This is a genomic window from Peribacillus sp. SRI_006, from assembly GCF_057586375.1.
Map to the genome: position 1 here is coordinate 105,628 of NZ_JBYCZT010000011.1, position 17,398 is coordinate 123,025.

Here is a 17,398-nt window from a genome sequence, read left to right on the forward strand (position 1 = left end):
AAGTTTAATGGCCGCTCAAATTCATCGAGCGGCCTTTTTCGCTTTTTTTGTTTTTATCTAGTAAAATAGAAAGAAGGAAAAGCTTATCTAGCCGCCCAGTTAAGGAGGAAATTATCGAATGAAACCTATAGACCGTACAGAGGTGCAAAATGCCATTGATTCTTTCGCCGGACAAGATGTATATCTTCACCTTGAAACGACAAATGGCGCCTATGCCACTCATGTAGATGAAGCTTTCTTCTCGGCAGGTGCTTATATTCGTAACGCTTTTATTCAGTATGAACATGGCAAGATAGTTGGGGATGGACCCTACCGCATCGGCTTGAAGCTCAATATTGGCTGGGTATATGCAGAAGGCGTTAACCACTTCGAAATGGATGAACAGGGGAGATTGCTATTGGCAGGCCTTGATTTTTCCGGAAAGCTTGCTGTCTCCATGCAGCTCAGTCCCACTCCCTTTGAATGATGACAACTTGCTTGATATATATCATATGATGATTCCGATGAAAACTCCCATTCACCGATAAACATACTTACTGTAAGTAGTACGGAAGGAGAAATATACCTTGGAAAAAGAACGCCATGTATTAGTTATATTCCCACATCCCGATGATGAAGCCTTCTCGGTCTCCGGAACGCTTGCCCTTCATAGAGAAGCGGGCACTCCTGTCACCTATTTATGCTTAACTTTAGGAGAAATGGGACGTAATTTAGGAAACCCTCCATTCGCAACAAGGGAATCGCTTCCTAAAATTCGTAAAAAGGAATTAATCGATGCAGCAAATGCGATAGGCATCCAAGATTTACGCATGCTTGGATTGCGTGATAAGACGATTGAATTCGAAGATGATGAAAAGCTGACTTCATTATTCACCGATGCCATCAATGAATTGAATCCTTCATTGATCATTACGTTTTACCCAGGATACAGTGTCCATCCGGACCATGAAGCGACAGCACGGGCTGTAGTTCGGGCCGTGGAAAGAATGGAAGAGAAAGAGAGACCTAAACTTCATTGTGTCGCCTTCTCGAATAACTGCATTGACGAACTGGGACAGCCCGACATCGTCCATGATATCACTGCCGTCGAAGAAAAAAAGGTAGCCACATTCACTGCCCACCGTTCGCAAACGGAAGCAATGGTGATCGATTGGAAAGAGAAATTCGAAAATCAGGATGCAGATTTCCTAGACTGGATCCGCAAAGAAAGATTATGGACCTATAAATTTAAAGAAAACCGCCAATAAGGCGGTTTTCTTTGTTTATGGCATAAAAAAAACGCCTGTTGGATTACAGGCGGAGAAAAGGGGGATACTTTGGAAAATCAATCATAATATAAGCATCCCCAAAATTCTTCTTTTTATACAATCCTATTGAAAAAATTTAGGCAGACAAGCGTTCCTCATGCTGCATTTTCACTCTTGCCGAGGCTTTTTTTCCATGTGCCAAGTAATAAATGCCAATAAGTACGAATGCAAAAACCGACATTCCCATGAATAACCCTTTGAACCCTGTAAATGGAATAAGGAATCCCAATAGGAATGGACCAACACCAATACCGAAGTCATACATTGTATAAAATGTGGATGTGGCTAATCCCATCCGATTTGATGGGGCTTCCTTGATGGAAATCGCTTGACAGCTTGATTGGAATGTACCGTACCCCACTCCGATCAAGGCGCCGGCAATCAGAAGCGTGATACCATGATGGGATTGGCTGAGGATGACCATACCGACCGCAAATAGTAAGAGCGATGGGTAAATAACTGCATTTTCCCCCTTCACATCAAACATCCGTCCTGTAAACGGACGGGACGCCAAAAGGAAAACAGCAAAAACGACAAAGAAGAAGCTTGCCGCATCCATTAAATCCATTTCCTTCGCAAAAGACGTTAAATAGGACAAGATGCTCGAATAGGTAAATCCGGCAAACCCGATAAAAATGGAAATGGGCAGTGCCCTTTTTTCAAAGTAATCGCTGATTTTAAATCCTTTTTGTGGCGAAGCTCCGCCTTTATCCCCCTCAGGCACATTCATGAATAATGATGCAACTAAAGAAAATGCGGCAAATAAGGAGGCTGCATAGAAAATGATGGAATAACTGAAATGCTGTGTTATCAGCAATCCAATGAACGGACCGAATGCCATTGCCAAGTTGGTACTCATGGCAAAGTAACCCGTACCTTCCCCGCGTCTTTCATTCGGAATGATATCCGCAGCAATCGTTCCAGTTGCCGTAGTGGCAAGGCCAAAAGCAAAACCTTGAATAAACCGATCGATCAATAAGAGGGATAAACTATTCACCAGGAAATAGCCGATGGATGCGATCAGGAATAGAACCAACGAGCCAAGCAACATCTTTCTGCGGCCGATCTTGTCAATTTTTTTCCCTGCAATCGGTCTGACAAGCACAGCCCCCAGAACAAAAATACTTGAAGCAAGCCCTGCTTGTGCTTGCGACGCATTAAAATTATCCATCGTATAAATGGTCAATGTCACCATCAGGACATAAAATGTTAAAAATAGAAAAAAGTTCACAGACGAAACAATCAGAAAGTCTTTCGTCCACAATTTCGGTTTGTGATTCATTTCAATCCTTCTTCCTTACTATTGTTTTAATTTTTCCTTCAGGAAAATCAACGTACGTAACGTTGCCTCCCGGTCTTCTTCAGCCAAACCGCTCATTAATTGAAGTTCAAATTCCTCAACTACCTTTTTGGCATCTTGATAAGTCCTTAAACCTGACTCCGTTAACTGTATTCTCCGTTCCCGTTTATCTTTTCCTGGAACTTGTTCAATCAACTCAAGCTCTTCCAGCCGGTTTACCGTCCTGGTTACCGTCGGTTTCTCCACATCTAAATAAGTGCTTATTTCAACAAGCGTAGAACAGCCGAACTGACTCAGATAATATACAATTGACCATTGGGAATGATAAAGATCAACCTTGGCCAATTGTTCATTTAACTTTTTCGTAAATGACCTTGAAAATTGTAAGTTATGATGAAAAAACCCATTTTGAAAGGACAAAGGTATTCCTCCTGCAAAGTAGTTACCTAGGTAACTATACACCTATTCAATAAAAATGTCTAGCCCTCAGGAAGAACGAAAACAATCGTAGGGAACAGTATCCTCAGCTTCTACACCACTTCCGAGACAAAAAAATACCCTTTTCAGGGGATTTCGCGCTTTTACACGTGAGTTTGGGCGTTATTCGTCAATTTCGCACTTTTACTCGTGAATTTCACGCTTTTACTCGTGAGTTTCACACCTTTACTCGTGAGTTTCACACCTTTACTCGTGAATTTCGCGCTTTTACTCGTGAATTTCACGCTTTTACTCGTGAGTTTCATGCTTTTACTCGTGAGTTTCACACCTTTACTCGTGAATTTGGTGCCATACACAAAAAGGAAACCCCGCTATTGGCGAGGTTTCCCAAATATATGCTTCTTTTCTGCTCATTGATCACATCAAGGCATATTTAACCGAGATAGCGGCAAACGATATAGCTTATCATCCTTTTCATCAGGATTTCCTCGGCCGTCCGTATTGTTGCTTATGAAATATATGAATTCTTCATCAACGAATACATCACGTATCCTTCCTGAGCCCGTTATGATATTGGTCAGTTTTCCGCTCTTTACGTCATAACTCTTTAGCGCTTCTCCCCTTAAGGCTGCAAAATAAAGCTTTCCGTCAAAATAGGCCATGCCTGAAGGAGCCCATGTATTTTCACCGGAATGAATCAATGGTTTTACCATATCCGGTTTCTGCTCATCGCCCTGTATCTCTGGCCAGCCATAGTTCTTACCGGGGTCAATTTTATTTAATTCATCGTGGGCCGAATCTCCGTGCTCACTTTCATACAACTGTCCTGCTTCATCCCAAGCCAGACCTTGTGGATTGCGGTGACCGTATGAATAGACATATGAATTCCCGAAAGGATTATCTTTAGGAATGGTGCCATCCAGGTTCAAGCGCAGAATTTTCCCGCCTAAAGATTCTATGTCCTGTGCAATTTCAGACTTTCTTGCATCACCTGTTGTTGCATATAGCTTATCATCCGGTCCAATCTTGATCCTGCCGCCATGGTGGTAGTCCCCGCTTGGTATTCCGTCGATTAAGGTCTCCATCTCCTGCCATATATCATCATTTTTTTCTAAAGTGACGATGCGATTGATGGAATTCCCGCCCTCTTCATAAGTATAATAGGCGAAAGCTTGCCCGCTCTTAGAGAAATCGGGAGCTAGCAAAAATCCAAGCAATCCAGCTTCCGATTTAGCCGACAATGTCTTTTTAAGATTGACCTTTTGCCGTGTCATCTTATCCTTGTCCCATTCGACGATTGTTCCAGTCCGCTCTGACACATACATTATGTCCCCATTCTTCTGAATCGACCACGGGGCCTGCAGGTTCGTTACCAACACATCCGGATCTTCCCCTAAAGTGCCTGTCACTTCCTTGTCAGGATTCGGCTGGTTTTTGCTTTCGTCATCATTCATGTTGCAACTGGTTAAAAACAATGTCGCCATAAGGAAAAATAAGAGCATTTTTTTCAATGTTCTTTCCCCCTTTGATTCATGAGTTTAATAGGCTGACTGTTTAAGCACCTTTAAAATGGCCTCCGCGACGCCTGATTCATCATTCTTGCCTGTTACTTCATCACACAGTTTTTTAATTTCGAGCGGGGCATTTCCCATTGCGACAGACAAACCTACCCGTTCAAACATGGATACATCATTATAATTATCCCCAATAGCCATGGTTTCCTGCATCGAGCCGGATTTTCCATTCACATATGTTTCAAGTGCCGTACCTTTTTGAGCCGTTTCACTCATGATTTCTACATTTTCACGTCCTGATGAAGTGACTGTAACTCCCTGTCCTTCCAATTTCGAAGCAATTTGATTTAATAAAGTTAAATCCTTTGAGAAGCTGAGAATTTTATAATATTCCTCATTCGAACGGCTGAATAACTCGGAATAATCGGAAATGGAAGTTACCTGTCCCAGCTGTAAACGCTGCTCTGCAAATTTTCGCATACCCTCAGGGTCAATGTCGGGATTGGCTGTAACGAATACATCAACCAAAACAGATATTGCGTTTTCATAGTCTTTGGAATAAATCCCCTGACTCGTATATATTTCGAAATAAATCCCTTGTTCTTCGAGGAATCCAGCGACCATTTTAGCAGTGGCTGCTGACATTGGATTAGAAGCGGCAATCTCCCCTTCCTCCGTGAAGAGGGCCGCACCATTTACACAGATGACAGGGCAAACGATGCCTGCTTCATCTAAAGCGAACCTTGCTTCCACATAAGATCTTCCAGTAGCAATGATCACTTCCACTCCCTCGCTTTGCGCCCTCAGGATTGCTTGTTTATTTTCCTCACTGACCTTTTGCATTTTGTTTAGCAATGTTCCGTCCATATCAATCGCAATCGTCTTTATCAATTCAATCGGCCCCTTTTTTCAATATAATCCCTATTTTAACCGAAAGGGCGTGGATAAACACGTTTAACAAACCCGTATATATTCTTGATGTGGCTTCAGGGGTTAAAAAATCCTTTTATGTATATAAATAAACTGCGCCTATTTAAGGTAGGCGCAGTTTATTTTCTTAATGTAGAATCGTTTTTCTATCTGCATCTTGTGCCCGTTCAGTAATCTGTTCATTGATGTCTTTTTGAATATCATCGATGGCTGTAAAATCCATTGCTTTTACATAAATCTTTTCGAGTTCGTCATGCAGCTCTTTTGCCTTAGCCAGATTTGCTGTCGCTTCATTCATTTTCGTCCGATACCTGGTGGAAACATCCTTTAATTGATCGGCATATATTTCATCTGTTCCTGGCAAAATGGCCGTTTTATATATATCAATGATTTCGTCCCCTCCACAACTCGGGAAATATTCATGAGGCGATGTGCTGTCAAAGATGGCGATTCCCACCTCCCGGACGATTACCATGTCCAAGCTATGCGGATCGAAACCACAATGATATATTTCCACATCAAAGCCCCTTTGCTCCGCAGCCTTTGCAATCTTCTTCAGCATCGTTGATTTCCCTGAACCTGGACGCCCCTTTAAAAAGTACCGTTTTTGTATTCCCTCAGTAATATTGGGTATGAAATCAACTGCACCCGTTGGTGTAGCTGCACCTAAGAATCGGTGACGAACATCCGACTTCTTATTAAGGACGATATCTCTATAAAAGCTTTCAATCAATTTATTGGTCAACCCATTCAATTTTGCGAAATCAATATTTGACTTGTAAATGTCTTCCCATTCATCATGTATCTTTAATGCTTCAGCGAATAGGGTATATGCTTTTTCGAAACTCTTGCTTCTCGCATTCGTCAACTTTATGATGGCCGCTCTTTCAGAAGCCAGCTGCTGGGAATCCCAGGCAGCCCCAAGATTTACATATTCCTCAATCGCCCCTGGTGCCTTCGGCTCAATCACATGCGGCGCAGTCCCATCCACGATACCGATTTTCAAAGCCGGTATGATTACTCCATCAATGGAATCGTTATCGGACGAACAATGCAAATACTCGATGTCATAGTCTTTATCCAGCCATTCTTGGCCGATTTTTTTCATAATGGTCGATTTACCGGAACCAGGTCCGCCTTTTAATATGAATAATCTTTCCAGACCTTTTAAATTTGAATCATATAAACTATAAAAACCTTTAGCCGTATTGCCTCCAGCAAAATAATTCATTACTTTTCCTGTCACTTTCACACTCTCCCTCACAATAAAGATGTGATCTTCAAGACAGCGTATGAAAAAAGTGCCTAATAGGTGAATACCTAAAGATAAACAATTTATTTTATTAGGGCGGCAGATTCCGCTTGTGTGACTTCCAGGAATTCTGACGGTTTTAAAACGATCTGTGTACCGATTCTCCCTCCACTTACGATGATTTCAGTCAGGTTTGCTGCACTTTCATCGATAAAGGTCGGGTATTGTTTTCTCATTCCGATCGGGGAACAGCCTCCCCGAATGTACCCTGTGTATTTTTGCAGATCTTTAACCGCAAGCATTTCAATTTTTTTTGCACCTGCGGCCTTCGCTGCTTTTTTCAAGTCTAGTTCGGTGGCTACAGGAATGACAAATACGTAAAGCTGCTGGGGTCCGTTATGGGTGACAAGCGTTTTAAAAACGGTTTCTGGCGCTTTTCCAATCTTGTCCGCAACAGTGATCCCATCAATTTTTCCATCGCGGGCATCATAACTCATCATGCCATACTCTATACGTTTGTTATCAAGAATTCGCATTGCATTCGTTTTACTGGCTCCCATAAGAAATTCCCCTTATCGTTTTATTCCATCTTACCATTTTAATTACCAGGCAAAAAGAAAAGCACAGTGCTTATGCATTTGTGCTTTTAGACTATAGACAAATTCGAGGAAAAGCCTGTTTTCCTCAGTTTTTATTAAAAAAAGTTCCAGTCGTGTTCTGAAGTCCGCTCTCTTTTCGACAAATTGAAGCACAGTGCTCATTCATCCTAAGAGTCATTCTAAATGGCGTCTTTGGAAATCCGCTATCCTCTTGTAGTCGCCTTCCAATTGCCTGCTTACGGATAAATAAATTGACATCAATTCTTCATACACTTTGACGTTCTCTTCGATCGGGACAAGTTCATTCGTTTCACCAACCATACCCTCAACCTCATCAAGGCTTTCGATTTCGCCTAAAGCATATAATCCAAGAACGGCGGCACCTAAGCTCGAACTCTCAAAGCTTTCAGGAATTGTCACGTTTTGATTGAATATATCAGCCATGATTTGGCGCCAGAGCTTCGAACGGACAAATCCGCCGCTTGCATGAATCTTTTCGGGAGCACCAGTCAATTCCTTTACGGCTATAAGGACACTGTACAAGTTGTACATTACACCCTCCAGTACTGCCCGGACCATATGGTCACGAGTGTGATGAAGCGCCAGTCCAAAGAAGGAGCCCCTTGCATCGGCACTCCATAATGGTGCCCGTTCCCCTGCCATATACGGATGGAATATCAACCCATCAGAACCAGGTGCAATATTAGAAGCCATATCCGTCAGAATCTCATAGGAGTCCTGTCCCGAAGCCTTTGCTTTTTCGATTTCCACACGGCCCAATTGATCACGTGCCCATCGGAAGGTGATTCCCCCATTATTGACCGGTCCGCCGATTACCCAATGATTCTCAGTAAGGGCATAGCAGAATGTCCGGCCTTTGGGATCGGTAAGCGGCCTGTCACTGACGGTTCTTACCGCACCGCTCGTTCCGATTGTCACTGCCAGAACGCCTGGCTTGATTGCGTTTTGACCTAAGTTGGCAAGCACGCCATCACTCGCTCCAATCACAAACGGTGTACCAGCATGAATGTTCATTTTTGAAGCTAATTCCTCACTTAAACCTGAGAGGATATGCGTTGTAGGGACAAGCATCGGCAGCTTATCAGCCCCAATTCCAGCAATGGTGAGTGCCTCTTCATCCCAATTCAGGTCATTCATGTTGAACATGCCCGTTGCAGAAGCGAGTGAATAATCCATTACATACTCATTGAAAAATTTATAGATGATGTATTCTTTAATTCCTATAAATTTGTCCGTTTCGTTAAAAATTCCGGGGTGCTCATTTTTTAACCACATTACTTTCGTGATTGGGGACATCGGGTGAACAGGCGTTCCGGTCCTGTGATACAATTGCATCCCCTGTTTCGAAGCCTTCAGTTTCCTCGCATAGGCAACACTTCGATTATCCGCCCATGTAATGCTATTCGTCAGCGGGTTGCCGTCCTTACCCATGGCGATCAAGCTATGCATCGCCGAACTGAACGATATCAATCCCAGTTCTTGCTTTTCTATTCCGCTTGCAATCATGACCTCACCTATAGCAATGATGACCGCTTTATAAATTTCTTCGGGATCTTGTTCCGCAACGGAAGGAGTTGGACTGTGCAGAGGATATCCCCTTGAACAAGATTGGACAACTTCCCCCCCTTTTGAAAAAAGAACAACTTTCGTACTCGTCGTGCCAATATCGATCCCCATCATATAACCTGAATGCTTCATATATACATCATGCTCCTTTCTCTTAAACAATTGAATTCAATAGTAAGATTAGGATAAGTGAAACGACTGATATAATCATTTCCATAACCGTTCAAGTCTTTATCGTATGTGCGACTGCTGACCATCCAAAATCTGCTCCATTCACATGTGATGGAGTATTGGACCGGCAATTTACTATAACACCAGGAAAGCAGATTTTATCATGGCTGTAACGAGCCAGCCCAACAAATCAAAGGATGTCGCTAGACTGACTTGCAATGGCTTCATTCACCAGCTCTTGCCATACATTTTTAAATGCACCGCCCGCCCCAATAATCTAGATGATGGAGGCAGCGGACATGAATTGGTTTTGCTCCCCTTTATTAAAACCTCTAGCGCAACCTAATGTAAAGAGTGAAACCATGAGGCGCAATGATTGGTTTTCCAATGAAATCAACCCATCATTCCATGTTGAATCTTCACCAAAGCTCCGATCAACATTACCAAGAGAAATACCTACCCCTGTCTGAACAGCATCTGCAACATCCCGAATATCCATACCTGTGATGATCCCTAAAGTGACGGAAGCGAGCAGTAAGGCAATAATGGGTTTCTTTTTACTTTGGCATGATAAAACCGGGCAACAAGCCCACCTATCCAAATAAACAAAACATCTTATTCAAGCATTCACCCTAAATAGGAAAGGAATCCATCAAGGTAAGATCTCAATGAAAAAAGCATCGAACCCGTTCATTATGAACTAAACTCGATGCCTGATTCAGTCTTGGATCGATCAACCGCCAATAAAAAGAGGACCGGATCTTTGCTTGATTTCTTCCTCCAGTTGTTCAGGATAGGCAATGAGGAAGCAGGTGGATGGTCCTGATGATTTTTCAATATCGACTTTATTGCTTATATGCATAGAAACACCTTCACCACTTTGATCAAGATGTCCCCATTCATACGCTACCCCTTTTGAGCCGACTGGAAGTGCCTGAACACCTACCATTTCACATAAGCTTTTATATAAAGATAATGGTGCGACCCATTCTTGCTGTTCCATAACTTCCTCTCCAACGAGCGGCCTGCCGATCAGAGCGATTTTCCGTAAGGGCTGTTGCTTTTTAACACGTTCATTCACTCGTTTACCAATCACCATAAGACCAAGTGCCGACTGAAGAAGCGGCATGTTACTTTCTGTGCTGCCAGTGATGGGAAGATCCTCCATTCCCAATTCATACAGCCCCTTCCTGACACCCCTGGTCAAGTCCTCCCAGGCTTCATCACCGCAGAAATTATTTAGTACGACGGCTACGGGTCTTCCGCCAACGCCCAGGCATTCCATGACGGCAACCCGAAAGGAATAATATCCAACGACCTCATAAGGGACATGGACAAGATCTTTTTCCTTCAGCCCGATCCCGCCGCTATTGTCACTTGAGACGATCAAGGAATCTGATTCGGAAAATGGCAAAATCAATGAATCACTCATTCTGCTAATCCATCTTTAAAAATGAGTTTTTTCAAAACAGGCTCCAAGCGCGGCAATAAAAGGACTGCCAATACTACATTTACCGCCGTCGCCACCGTTAAGCCCGGAACCAATAACGTGTAAAAGCCAGGGCTGATCAGAAATGCGAAAGGCAGGGCCAAAACGAAGGCATTACTGATAAAGAAGAGGAAAAATGCGCCTACTTTTTTCCCGTTCATATATAAAATGCTAAACATCCATGTCAGGACAGCCATTTCGACCATGATCAAAAAGTGGAATGGCCCAAGTGTCATGCCGCCGATGAACGCTGAAATGATATGACCAAGCCCAGCAACTATAGCCCCCGATACCGGGCCAAGTATGACAGCCGCCAAAAGGGCCGGAAAACTATCCAAAGCGATGCTTCCGATCGGTGAAGGGATTTTAATCATTGCCCCTACCGCCGATAAGGCGATGAATATAGCAATTGCACTAATTTTTCTTACATCCATGTTTACTCTTTTTCCTTTCTTTTCCCTCCCCGGAACACATTTGCGCTGCGGATATATTCCACATCTTTTACACCAAGACGGAAATTGATCACACGTGCAACAGCAAAGAAGTAATCCGACAAACGATTTAAATATTGAAGTGATAATGGAGAAACGGCCGCACCCGACTTGATCAATGAAACGACCAGCCGTTCTGCTCTTCTTGTCACGGTTCGGGCAATGTGAATCGTTGCAGCCGCTTTTGAACCGCCAGGCAGGATAAACTTTTCCAGTTCCGGTGCTTCAAGTATGAAGGCATCTATCCGTTCTTCCAAATAGGTAATGGTCTCATCCGTCAGCTTTTGCGGGGCTTTCTCAGAAACAGTTGCCAAATCTCCGCCGCAGTCAAATAACTCATGCTGGATTTTCTCTAGATCGGCCAGTATATCCGTAAATATCGCAGGATCCAATTCTGTCACCGCAAGACCGATATAGCTATTCACTTCATCCACTGTTCCATAAGATTCAACACGGATGTCATCCTTGTCAAGCCGACCTCCGATTACGCTGGTTTGTCCCTTATCCCCTGTACGTGTATAGATTTTCATCCCAATTACCTCCTCTACTTTATTCGCTGGTTAATTCCATACCAGATGATATCAACGCGCTTTGATATGGATGCTACATCTTGATAGACCCATCCGCAGGCATCGCGCCATCTGCGATTTCTTGCTTCCATCGGGACTATTCCCTTGGAAATATCAGAACCTATCACAATGCAGCAATGTTCATCCCTTTCATTCTCCCATATTCGCCAATCGGCCATGATTCCCTTCCATTTTATTCGAATCGAATTTGAATCCATCTTTTCTGCATCGTGTTGAATCCATGCATCCAATCCTTGCAATATAACAGTCTTGCCTTGAAAATCAATCATTTCCGGCTCTTCTTGTCGATAACCTGATAGCCAAAGGACATCATTTTCCAAACCATACAATTGCCTTACCCATTTAGTTTTGCCATTATAGGCGCCTCCTGTAACAAAGTGCAGCGTTCTCCCCTCCTTAAGCTGTTCCGGTCTTCCCATATGAGCTCATATCCCCTGCCATGGGAAATTCTCCAATCAAAAAAAGACTTTTCCTGCGGGGCATAACGGACCAATAAATCACGAATTACCCCTCCATGCGTCAATAGGGCAAATCGATTCTCCTTACAGGCAATCAATTGTTTCCAGCCCTTATCAACACGCTCGGAAAATGCCGGATAACTTTCACCCCCGGGCACCAGTGCCTCCATGGGACGTTCCAGCCAATTAAGATACTCTCCATCTGTCTTCAACTCTTGATACGTCTTTCCTTCCCAATTGCCGAAGTTCATCTCACGGAACGAAGGGTTTTTGAGCGGAACTGCATCTGGAAACAGAAGTCGTGCAGTTTCCACACAGCGTGGCAAATCGCTGCTGTGAATTTTTTCATACTGTGGGTAAGAACCCCTTAAGTCCAATATTTCCTTTTCTCCTTCGGCACTTAATGGAGAATCCGTCCAGCCTAAATAGGCCTTTCGCTCATTCGCTACTGTCAGCCCATGGCGAAGTAGTGTAATAGCCACAATATCAGCCATAACCAAAGCTCAACCCCTTCCACGGATGCCCCCAGTACATCCCCCGTTATCCCACCGAACCAACTGAGGATTTTACGTTTCATATATACCAGGAAAAACACGGCAGCCAGACACATGATGAAAAATAAGGGGACAAGCTTAAAATCAATGATCCAGGCAAACGCCAGACTTACAAGGAGGTACAGCCAATAAATGGGCAAACTGCTTTTCATCACTGCACTTTGAAAAAAAGCACCTAGCCCCTCTTTTTTAGCGAGCGGCATCCGGATGAGTAAATAACCCATCACACATTTGCTTAAGAGCGGAAGGGCAATGATCAAGAAGTATGTCCATTCATTTACCCTTTCGACAATTTCATAGATAAATAGAAACCGTGCGGCCAATAGGACTATGACGGAGATGACACCGAAGGCACCTGTCCTGGAATCCTTCATGATTTCCAATCGCCGCTCTTTATCCTGATAGGAAAAAAAAGCATCACTTGCATCGATCCAGCCATCGAGATGCAAGCCTCCCGTTAATGCCATGGTCAAAAACCAAAGGAAAAAGGCAATCGAAAGCGATGACAATGGGGTCCATTCCACAAGTGCATACAAAACGCCGCCCAATATCAAGCCTAGCAAAAGACCTACTAATGGAAAGGTTTGAATGGCACGGTGAATATATTTCTTCTCCATCGGAAGCTGCTTCTTTATTGGAAAGACCGTAAAGAACTGCAGGTTAATTAAAAATCCAATCACTCCGCTCATTCCTGCATGCCCCCTTTCTTCCGCAATGGAATTCCCGCTTCCACTAGATAGGCTTCATCGGCCAGCCCGACGATCGTTTGATGAAGCAATCCCAGTGTTTTTCCGTATATATGAAGGAAATCATCCTGGAAAATCGGTTCCTGCACCAATTCATTGCTCACGACAATTAAACAATTGGATTGTTTTTTTATCTCATTGATTCCGGTTATTATTTTTGAAAAAACGCTATTTAAGAATTCTTCTTCAAGCGGAAGGCCAGGGCCAAATAGTTCGTTATCAAGCAGGGTTGTCAGACAATCGAGCAGAATTATGGAATCCTGATCAATATCCGCCCCTATTCTTGTAATATCCGTTGCGTATTCGGAGGTCTTCCACGCAATCGGGCTGCTTTCCCTATCTTTCCGGTGCCTAAGGATGCGTTCACCCATCTCAGCGTCACTGACTCGGCCACAGGCGAGGTAATGCAAGTTCCCATCCATCTGGAGTGCATACTCCAGGGCTTTTCTTTCCGCGAAGCTGCTTTTTCCAGAACGGACACCCCCGGTTATAAAACAGAGCCTTGCTTTCTCCACTGTCTTACCCCCTCCATCAGTGCTTCGTTATCATGTTCACTCTTCACTGCAAACCGAAGCCACCTTCCATCCAAACCCGGAAAATTATAGGTATGGCGCGGTACGATTCCTTTTTTCAGCAAAAAGGGGAAAAGGGATAAAGATTCATCTTTCACCAAATAAAAATTAACTGTGCTATCGGAGACATCCAACCCCTGCTCCTCATAAAACCGGAATAGTTTTTGCTTTTGCCATGCAATAAAGTCTCTTGTTTTTCTCATATAGGCTTCTTCTGCAAGACAGATTTTCCCTACTTCAAGTGCCACATGGTTGACGCTCCAATGCGGTTTATAATTTCTTACCCGTTTTATGATGTCAGGTGACGCAAGCAAATAGCCTAGTCTCAAACCGGGGATCGCAAAGATTTTAGTCATTGATCTTAGTATGAGTAAATGTGGAAATGCATTGATTAAAGAAGCATAACTAAAGGCATCCTCCGTGAAATCATAAAAAGCCTCATCCAGGACAACCAGGCAATCCGCTTTTTGGCATTCAATGATCAATTCCCTAACTGTATCCCGCTTAACTGAAACTCCCGTCGGATTATTAGGCGTACATAAGAAAATGGCATCATATTCGGGTAATTGCGGAATCAATCGTTCCAGGTCCAATTGCCACCCAGGAGCATCAAGCTGGTGAAAATCGACCTTACAACCTGCTGCCAAACAAGCTTCAGCATATTCCGCAAATGCCGGCTGTATGATCAGCACCCTTTGATTGGCTAATCCGTTCGCTACCAGCATGATGATTTCAGCACCACCGTTCCCCATCAAAACGGATTGCTCAGGAAGTTCTTCTTTTTTTGCAATGGATTTTGTCAGTTCAATGGCATGCGGATCTGGATATTGAAGGATTCCTTCGAAAAACCCAGACCACTGTTGCTTTATGCGTAAAGGCGGACCCAATGGGTTGATGTTAGCACTGAAGTCGAGAACCGATTCAGGCATTTCGATTTTCAGCGCTTCATAAAGATAATGAGGATTAGAGCCATGAGAAGGTAATGTCAAGAATAAGTCCCCCTAGCCATAGCATCAGCAGAAATAGAAAAGATGACCGATGCATGATGGTAATCGTTTGTGGTATATGTTTTGCTTCCAATCGAACAAGCGGAACTCCCATCCTCGCACGATCGGAAACAATTCCTTTGTACATATTACGGCCTCCAAGCTGTATTCCCAAAATCGCAGCAACGCCTGCTTCACACCACCCGCTATTCGGGCTTGGATGTTTTTTTGCGTCATTGAATAATATCTTCCATCTGGCGCCGAATCCATGATAGCCGGATTTCGAGCTCAGCAACATCAGGAATCCGGTGAGGCGGCTGGGAATCCAGTTGACGATATCATCGAGCTTTGCTGAAGCCCATCCGAATTGCCCATATTTATCATTTTTGTACCCTACCATGGAATCGCAGGTATTAATCGCCCTGTACACCATCGCGAGCGGCGCACCGCCGATAGCTGCCCAAAATAATGGCGCTGTAATTCCATCGCTGGTATTTTCCGCTACGGTTTCCACCGTGCCCCTGACGATTTCTGGCTCATCAAGATCAGCCGTATCACGGCCGACGATATAGGAAAGCTTTACCCTCGCTTCAGGGAAATCCCGTTCATTAAGCGGAAGGCAAACATCCATCCCAGCTTGCTTCAGGCCCTTCTGAGCTATCGTTGTGGAAATGACAACAGCTTCCCAAAGGATACCTGCAAGCGGATGGAATAGATAAGCCAAATAAACGGTAAGAACTGTAATCAATAACACCGCCGATAGGACGATGATCAACATGAAGAGCCCTTTCCGTTTCTTATATGCCCCTTTATTGAATGCCAGGTCCAACTTGCTAATCATCGTTCCTATCCATTTGACTGGATGCGGCCAACTTGGCGGATCTCCAATCAATAAATCAAGGAAGAACGCCAGCGTAACCGCAAAAAGATGATGATAAATCATAATTCCTCAATCCGTTTCCGATTATTCGTCAATGCTGCCACTGTACAATCATATACACCGCGGCTGATCAGCTTCCCTAACGGAGTGATGGTGCCTGCATATTGAAGCTTTTCCCCTCTTTGAGTTGCCGCAATCAACATGCTGTCTGTCGATGTTCCTGTTGCACAAGTATTTGTCACCTTATCCATGACATGCAAATCATGAAGCGCTTTTACTTTTGCCTCGGTCGCAGTCACTATACTGTGGATATATGCCTCTTCTGCCAAATGCCCATTTACGAATATCCATGTATTTATCGTTCCTGGAGAAGAACTCCAAGAATGCCGGTCAGCTAATGAAGCGTCGATGGCATTCCCTACACCGGCCGTCACAATGATAAAAACCGAGAAATCTTCAGCTCTTAAAAGCTTGAAAGCGACCGTATCGAGAAAGACAGCTGTCATCATCCCTACTGTTTCCTGAGGCTCAAAACCATGAGCTGTTAAATAGTCAGCCATTTCAACATGATGATCCTCGCAATCATAACCATGATGGACGTGCCTATTCACAAAATACTTATGCCAGCCCGTCCCAGAACCAGTCACTCCAGAAGACATCGTTCTAAGCGGGATCGGAGACTTCAATTGAATCATCTCAAATCCGACTGTCAAATAAGATTCATCAATTTCCAACGGGATGGTATCCTGGCCATGCTTTTCCGGAACGATGAACATTTGCGGTTTCGGAAGGGCGGGATGCGGATGTTTTTCGATCGTCGTATGATATACACCCTGAATCCGTTCCTGTTGAAGCACTTCATTCGGCACATCAACAACCTGAATCTGCCCTTTCTCAAGCAGCATAAGCCGATCACAATATAATCCAGCCAAATTCAAATCATGAAAAATTGAAATAACGGTCAACTTCTGCTCTTTTGCCATTTTCCTCATTAGATCAAGAAGATCTTTTTGATAGGAAAGATCCAAATGGTTCGTAGGTTCATCCAAAAAAAGGATTTCCGGCTCTTGGGCAAGGGCCTGTGCCAGCAGGACCCTCTGCCTTTCCCCTCCTGATAATCGATCAAAATGAAGATCCTGAAAATCAGCTACTCCCGTTTGTTCCATCACCCGCTGGACAATCGATTCATCTTCTGCGGACCAACTATGGAACCAACCTGATTGATGGGCATATCGCCCAAGCGAGACCGTCTCTTTTACTGTATAGGAGAAAGCTAATGAGGAATGTTGAGGGAGCACGGCAATGACCTGTGCAAGTCGTTTTGACGAATAATCCTTCAAATCCCTGCCGCTTATCCGTACGCTTCCGCCTTTATAATCGAGCACCCCGCTAAGCATACTTAAAAGCGTCGTTTTCCCGCTGCCATTAGGACCAAGAATCCCGAATAATTCCCCTTTATGTACATCAAAAGAGACAGAGTCCAAAACAGCTTTGTTGTGATATCCACCTGTTAACCCTTTTACTTCAAGCATCC

The 17,398-nt window shown here is 43.8% G+C and carries 21 protein-coding genes; 2 read left to right on the forward strand and 19 right to left on the reverse strand.

All coding sequences use genetic code 11. From position 1 onward, the window contains the following. The first annotated feature begins 118 nt into the window (after positions 1-118). Positions 119-466: a YojF family protein gene (locus tag AC2YHV_RS17205; protein WP_034315946.1), complete on the forward strand. Its 348-nt coding sequence runs from the start codon at positions 119-121 to the stop codon at positions 464-466. Positions 467-566: 100 nt separating this feature from the next. Then, complete coding sequence (gene bshB2, locus AC2YHV_RS17210; RefSeq protein ID WP_283929693.1) at positions 567-1,247, forward strand: bacillithiol biosynthesis deacetylase BshB2; 681 nt, start codon at positions 567-569, stop codon at positions 1,245-1,247. A gap of 136 nt (positions 1,248-1,383) precedes the next feature. Here bshB2 and AC2YHV_RS17215 read toward each other — a convergent pair whose 3' ends face one another. The 19 genes from AC2YHV_RS17215 to AC2YHV_RS17305 all read right to left on the reverse strand — a co-directional run bounded on the left by AC2YHV_RS17215 (position 1,384) and on the right by AC2YHV_RS17305 (position 17,396). Then, positions 1,384-2,589 carry an MFS transporter gene (locus AC2YHV_RS17215; RefSeq protein ID WP_283929694.1) on the reverse strand — a complete coding sequence of 402 codons (1,206 nt, stop codon included), beginning with the start codon at positions 2,587-2,589 and terminating at the stop codon, positions 1,384-1,386. A gap of 18 nt (positions 2,590-2,607) precedes the next feature. After that, positions 2,608-3,027, reverse strand: a complete 420-nt coding sequence (locus AC2YHV_RS17220; protein ID WP_487373683.1) for a MarR family winged helix-turn-helix transcriptional regulator — start codon at positions 3,025-3,027, stop codon at positions 2,608-2,610. Between the two features lie 161 nt (positions 3,028-3,188). Then, on the reverse strand, positions 3,189-3,401 hold the full coding sequence (locus AC2YHV_RS17225) for a hypothetical protein (protein ID WP_487373684.1): 213 nt from the start codon (positions 3,399-3,401) through the stop codon (positions 3,189-3,191). 66 nt (positions 3,402-3,467) lie between these two features. Continuing rightward, on the reverse strand, positions 3,468-4,556 hold the full coding sequence (locus tag AC2YHV_RS17230) for a PQQ-dependent sugar dehydrogenase (RefSeq protein ID WP_487373685.1): 1,089 nt from the start codon (positions 4,554-4,556) through the stop codon (positions 3,468-3,470). A gap of 27 nt (positions 4,557-4,583) precedes the next feature. After that, positions 4,584-5,450: a Cof-type HAD-IIB family hydrolase gene (locus AC2YHV_RS17235; RefSeq protein WP_098185033.1), complete on the reverse strand. Its 867-nt coding sequence runs from the start codon at positions 5,448-5,450 to the stop codon at positions 4,584-4,586. Positions 5,451-5,616: 166 nt separating this feature from the next. Further along, a complete protein-coding gene (locus AC2YHV_RS17240; protein ID WP_057278215.1) occupies positions 5,617-6,735 on the reverse strand; it encodes a PRK06851 family protein in 1,119 nt (372 codons plus the stop codon). Positions 6,736-6,824: 89 nt separating this feature from the next. Then, complete coding sequence (ybaK, locus tag AC2YHV_RS17245) at positions 6,825-7,301, reverse strand: Cys-tRNA(Pro) deacylase (RefSeq protein WP_487373686.1); 477 nt, start codon at positions 7,299-7,301, stop codon at positions 6,825-6,827. 213 nt (positions 7,302-7,514) lie between these two features. Next, complete coding sequence (gntK, locus tag AC2YHV_RS17250; RefSeq protein ID WP_487373687.1) at positions 7,515-9,059, reverse strand: gluconokinase; 1,545 nt, start codon at positions 9,057-9,059, stop codon at positions 7,515-7,517. A gap of 316 nt (positions 9,060-9,375) precedes the next feature. After that, a complete protein-coding gene (locus tag AC2YHV_RS17255; protein WP_363929694.1) occupies positions 9,376-9,699 on the reverse strand; it encodes a GntT/GntP/DsdX family permease in 324 nt (107 codons plus the stop codon). Between the two features lie 132 nt (positions 9,700-9,831). Beyond that, positions 9,832-10,530, reverse strand: coding sequence for an ATP-binding protein (locus AC2YHV_RS17260; RefSeq protein WP_487373688.1), 699 nt, complete (start codon positions 10,528-10,530; stop codon positions 9,832-9,834). Continuing rightward, positions 10,527-11,021 carry an ECF transporter S component gene (locus AC2YHV_RS17265; RefSeq protein WP_487373690.1) on the reverse strand — a complete coding sequence of 165 codons (495 nt, stop codon included), beginning with the start codon at positions 11,019-11,021 and terminating at the stop codon, positions 10,527-10,529. Before AC2YHV_RS17265 ends, AC2YHV_RS17260 begins: the two co-directional genes overlap by 4 nt. Before the next feature lie 2 nt (positions 11,022-11,023). Continuing rightward, complete coding sequence (locus AC2YHV_RS17270) at positions 11,024-11,608, reverse strand: cob(I)yrinic acid a,c-diamide adenosyltransferase (RefSeq protein ID WP_283929700.1); 585 nt, start codon at positions 11,606-11,608, stop codon at positions 11,024-11,026. A 14-nt stretch (positions 11,609-11,622) separates the two neighbouring features. Next, positions 11,623-12,087 (reverse strand): bifunctional adenosylcobinamide kinase/adenosylcobinamide-phosphate guanylyltransferase, encoded by a 465-nt coding sequence (locus tag AC2YHV_RS17275; RefSeq protein ID WP_487373691.1) that lies wholly within the window; start codon positions 12,085-12,087, stop codon positions 11,623-11,625. After that, positions 12,003-12,620 carry a histidine phosphatase family protein gene (locus tag AC2YHV_RS17280; RefSeq protein ID WP_487373692.1) on the reverse strand — a complete coding sequence of 206 codons (618 nt, stop codon included), beginning with the start codon at positions 12,618-12,620 and terminating at the stop codon, positions 12,003-12,005. The genes AC2YHV_RS17275 and AC2YHV_RS17280 overlap by 85 nt, the downstream gene beginning before the upstream one ends. After that, complete coding sequence (gene cobS / locus AC2YHV_RS17285; protein ID WP_048688558.1) at positions 12,578-13,369, reverse strand: adenosylcobinamide-GDP ribazoletransferase; 792 nt, start codon at positions 13,367-13,369, stop codon at positions 12,578-12,580. The genes AC2YHV_RS17280 and cobS overlap by 43 nt, the downstream gene beginning before the upstream one ends. Next, positions 13,366-13,941, reverse strand: a complete 576-nt coding sequence (locus AC2YHV_RS17290; RefSeq protein ID WP_057278223.1) for a bifunctional adenosylcobinamide kinase/adenosylcobinamide-phosphate guanylyltransferase — start codon at positions 13,939-13,941, stop codon at positions 13,366-13,368. Before AC2YHV_RS17290 ends, cobS begins: the two co-directional genes overlap by 4 nt. After that, positions 13,914-14,987, reverse strand: coding sequence for a threonine-phosphate decarboxylase CobD (gene cobD / locus AC2YHV_RS17295; protein WP_487373694.1), 1,074 nt, complete (start codon positions 14,985-14,987; stop codon positions 13,914-13,916). The genes AC2YHV_RS17290 and cobD overlap by 28 nt, the downstream gene beginning before the upstream one ends. Continuing rightward, positions 14,962-15,927 carry an adenosylcobinamide-phosphate synthase CbiB gene (gene cbiB, locus AC2YHV_RS17300; RefSeq protein ID WP_487373695.1) on the reverse strand — a complete coding sequence of 322 codons (966 nt, stop codon included), beginning with the start codon at positions 15,925-15,927 and terminating at the stop codon, positions 14,962-14,964. The genes cobD and cbiB overlap by 26 nt, the downstream gene beginning before the upstream one ends. Next, positions 15,924-17,396, reverse strand: a complete 1,473-nt coding sequence (locus tag AC2YHV_RS17305; protein WP_487373696.1) for a heme ABC transporter ATP-binding protein — start codon at positions 17,394-17,396, stop codon at positions 15,924-15,926. Before AC2YHV_RS17305 ends, cbiB begins: the two co-directional genes overlap by 4 nt. Positions 17,397-17,398: the final 2 nt, after the last annotated feature.